Source organism: Mesorhizobium sp. M7A.F.Ca.AU.001.01.1.1, from assembly GCF_004022735.1.
GTDB lineage: Bacteria > Pseudomonadota > Alphaproteobacteria > Rhizobiales > Rhizobiaceae > Mesorhizobium > Mesorhizobium ciceri.
In genome coordinates this window covers 1-4011 of the sequence record NZ_RZPF01000614.1, presented here as the reverse complement: position 1 = coordinate 4011, position 4011 = coordinate 1, and the positions used below count along the sequence as shown (strand labels likewise).

At 65.4% G+C, this 4011-nt stretch carries 3 protein-coding genes; 2 read left to right on the top strand and 1 reads right to left on the bottom strand.

Annotated features, from left to right (window positions below; translation table 11 throughout):
• Positions 1 to 33 precede the first annotated feature (33 nt).
• A complete protein-coding gene (locus EN884_RS28320) occupies positions 34 to 1497 on the bottom strand; it encodes a DHA2 family efflux MFS transporter permease subunit (RefSeq protein ID WP_063168532.1) in 1464 nt (487 codons plus the stop codon).
• Positions 1498 to 1618: 121 nt separating this feature from the next.
• On the opposite strand from EN884_RS28320, the gene EN884_RS28315 reads away from it, so the two are divergent.
• Positions 1619 to 2620 carry an ornithine cyclodeaminase family protein gene (locus EN884_RS28315; RefSeq protein ID WP_063168533.1) on the top strand — a complete coding sequence of 334 codons (1002 nt, stop codon included), beginning with the start codon at positions 1619 to 1621 and terminating at the stop codon, positions 2618 to 2620.
• Positions 2617 to 4011 (top strand): histidine ammonia-lyase (gene hutH / locus EN884_RS28310; protein ID WP_164895194.1); only part of this gene is annotated, 1395 nt, incomplete at its 3' end. The genes EN884_RS28315 and hutH, both read left to right, overlap by 4 nt.

Sequence of the window (4011 nt, the reverse complement as noted above, 5' to 3'; positions counted from 1 at the left end):
GCGCTGCACCAAGGCAAAGGGACAGGACGGAATTTATCTCCGCATCAGGCGGAAAAATCGATCTGAATTTCCCGGCGAGTGCCCGGAAACCTCCGCGCCCGCACCTGGCGGGAGCACGAGAAAACGCAGCGCCGCCACCAGCCCGATGGCGCCGATCACCAGAAAGGCTACTCGAAAATCCACAAGATCGAGAGCGGGGCGATCCCTGACGATCTGCGACAGATTAAGGATCGCCGCCGCCACCGCGACGCCAAACAGCATCGCCACCTGCTGCAGCATCGAGGACAGCGTCGCCGCCGAGCTTCGTTGCGACGCATCGATGTCGGCGAAGGCCAGCGTGTTAAGGGCGGTGAACTGCATCGAGCGCGACAGGCCGGCAATCAGCATCAGCGCCACCACCAGCGCTTGCGGCGTCTGCGGCGAGATCGCTCCGCAAGCCATGATCGAGGCCGAGGCGATGATGCCGTTGACGACCATCACTGAGCGGAAACCGAAACGGCGCAGCGTCGGCGTGGTCACCGTCTTCATGCCGAGATTGCCAAGGAAATAGGCCAGGATCATCAAGCCGGCATCGACAGGCGAAAGGCCGAAGCCAACCTGGAACAGCAGCGGCAGCAGGAACGGCGTGGCGTTGATCGCCACCCGGAAAATGGTGCCGGCGGCAAGCGTCGAGATGGCGAAGGTCAGCACCTTGAACGAGGAGAGATCGAGCAGCGGATGCGGCGCGCGCCTGAGATGGCGCACCGCCAGCCAGCCGAGGACGATGCCGGCTACGATCAGCAGCGCTGTCGGCAGCACGCCGTCCTCGGGATGCGCGATACGCTCGAGACCGTAGAGCAGCAAGGCAAGTCCCGCCGATGTCAGGAAAAAACCGGGCCAGTCGAGCGGCTTGGGGTCGGCCTCGCGGTCGCCTGGGATGAAACGGGCGACCAGCGCCAGCCCGATCACGCCGAGCGGGATGTTGATGAAGAAATTCCAGTGCCAGGACAGATAGGTGGTGATGAAGCCGCCGAGCACCGGCCCGACCACCGGCGCAAACAGTGCTGGCCAGGTGATCAGCGCCGTGGCGTTGAGCAGTTCGGATTTCGGCGCATTGCGCAGGACGAGAATGCGCCCAACCGGCGTCATCAGCGCGCTGCCGAGCCCTTGCACGACACGTGCGGCGACGAACTGGGTCAGGGTTTGCGAGAGGCCGCAGGCGAGCGAAGCCAGGGTGAACAGGACGATCGCCAGCAGGAAGATGTTGCGCGCCCCGAACCGGTCGGCGAGCCAGCCCGACAGCGGCACGAACACCGCCATGGTCAGCATGTAGACGGTGATGCCGATGCTCATCGCCACCGGCGACACGCCGAAGGAGGCGCCCATCTGCGGCAGCGATGTCGAGATGATCGTCGAATCCAGCAACTGCATGAAGAAGGCGATGGCGACGATCAGCGCCACGCGCCGCGCATGGATGGCCGTTTCGGACAAGGTTGCGGTCTCGGGAATGGCAGTCATGACGGAACCGGTTTGAACAGCATCTCCCCGGCGGCGTCCAGAGACGTCGCAACAAACTTTCGTGTGCCGCCATGGCCTGCTATGGAATGGATGGGGCCGTCGAGGAGAGTATACGCGTAACATGAAGCCCATCTACATCGACTACCTCAATGCCCTCGACATCGATGCCCTTGCCATGACCGATGGCGAAATCATCGCCGCCGTCGAGGCTGGCCTGGTGGCGCAAGGCAAGGGCCAGACGGTGATCGAACCGCGCGTCCATCTCGAGCCGGACCCGTCCTTCCACGGCCATTTCAATGTGTTGCGCGGCTACGTCGCGCCGCTCGACACGGCCGGCGTCAAGATCGTCGGCGACTATGTCGACAATTACCTGCATGGCCTGCCTTCCGAATTCGGCATCCTCAACCTGTTCGACCCGCGCACCGGCGCGCCGCGCGCCATCCTCGACGCCACCGTCATCACCGACATGCGAACCGGCGCCGTCACCGCCATCGGCGCCAGGCATCTGGCGCGCAAGAATTCCAAGGTGCTGGCCCATATCGGCGCGCGCGGCACCGCCTACTGGAATGTGCGCCTGCTCGACCATCTCTTCGACTTCGACGAGATTCGCGTCCATTCGCGCCGCCCGGAAAGCCGCGACGGTTTTGCCGCCGAACTCTCCGCCGATCTCGGCAAGACGGTCACAGCGGTGGCCGACTGGAAAAGCTGCATCGAGGGCGCCGACATCGTCGTCGAGGCCTCGCGGCTGCCGGAGCCGCAGCCGCTGCTGAGGACCGAATGGATCAAACGGGGCGCACTGGTCGTGCCCTATGGCACGATGAGCGCGGTCGAACTGTCGTTGACCGACATCATGCAGAAAATGGTCGTCGACGATTGGGGCCAGTGCAAGGGCGGCAAGTTCGGCTCGCTACGCGCCCATGTCGAGACCGGGCGGCTGAGCGAGCAGACGCTGCATGCCGAGCTCGGCCAGATCGCCGCCGGCCTGAAAGTTGGGCGCGAAAGCGACGACGAAACGATCCTGTTCTGGCATCGTGGCCTGTCGCTGTCTGATATCGCATTGGGCAAGGCGATGCTGGCCAAGGCGCAGGCGCAAGGCATCGGCCAGAGACTGCGCTTCGCATGAGCGCGCTCGTCCTCACCGGAACCGGCGTCGGCGTTGGCGATGTCGCTGCGGTCGCCCGCGATGGGCGCAAGGTGGAGATCGGACCCGATGTCATCGGCAGGCTGGAGAAGGCACGAAAAGTGCTCGACCAGGCTGCAGCGTCCAGCCAGCAGATCTATGGCTTGAACACCGGGCTCGGCGCCAATCTCGGCACTGCTGTAGAGGGCGATGCCGGAGCCTTCCAGCGCCAGTTGCTGGAGGGACGCAGCGGCGCCGTCGGCGAAGGATTGCCGGTCGATGCCGTGCGGGCAAGCATGGCCGCGCGTGCAGCGATGCTGTCGGTTGGCGGATCCGGCCTTTCGTCTTCCGTCTTCGTTGCTTTGCTCGACGCGCTCAATGCCGGCGTCCATCCCGTCATGCCCTCGCTCGGTTCGATCGGAGCCGGCGACCTGGTGCTGATGACGGCACTCGCCCGCATGCTCACCGGCGAAGGCGAAGCCGACTATCAGGGCCGTCGCATACCGGCGGCCAAGGCGCTGATGATGGCGCGCCTCGCCCCGATCAGCCTGGCGCCCAAGGACGGGCTATCGCTGATCAACGCATCGGCGGTTTCCGCCGGCAGCGGCGCACTTGCGGTGACGGATGCCCTCACTGCCCTGGCCCAGCAACAGCATGCCGGGGCTCTGACCATGGAAGGTTTTGGTGCCAACCGCACCATCCTCGACCCGCGCCTGCATATGGCGCGCCCGGCGGCCGGCCAGCAGGAAGCAGCCAAGGTGCTGCACAATCTGCTCGTCCGAGACGACGCGCCGGCACCGACCACCTTGCAGGACCCGCTGTCGATCCGCTGCATGCCATCGGTCCATGGCGCACTGATCGAGGCGATCGGCCAGGCGAGACAGGCTGTCGAGATCGAGCTCAACGCCGCCGCCGACAACCCGCTGGTGCTGGGCGATGATGAACTGGTACTGTCGACCGGCAATTTCCACACCGCCGCACTGGCGCTCGCCTTTGAGACGCTCGGCCTGGCGATCGCCCAATGTGCCGCGGCCAGTGCCGCGCGCTTCATTCAGCTCACCGGTTCGGGCCGCAATGGCCTGCCGAAATATCTGTCGCCGGTCGGCGGCGCCTCGGCCGGCTTCGTGCCGCTACAGAAGACAGTGACCTCGATCCTGGCCGCCATCCGCCACAAGGCCAATCCGGTGATGCTCGACTTTCTGGCCGTGTCGGAGGGCGTCGAGGATCACGCCACGCAGACACCTCTGGCGGTTGCGAAATGCGCAGGGATGATCGCGCTGTGGCGGCGGCTGATCGCCTTCGAATTGATGGCCGCGGCACAGGCCGTCGACCTGCGCGACGGCTTCACACTGGCGCCGCGCACGGCCGCACTTCACGCGGCGATACGCTCGCTC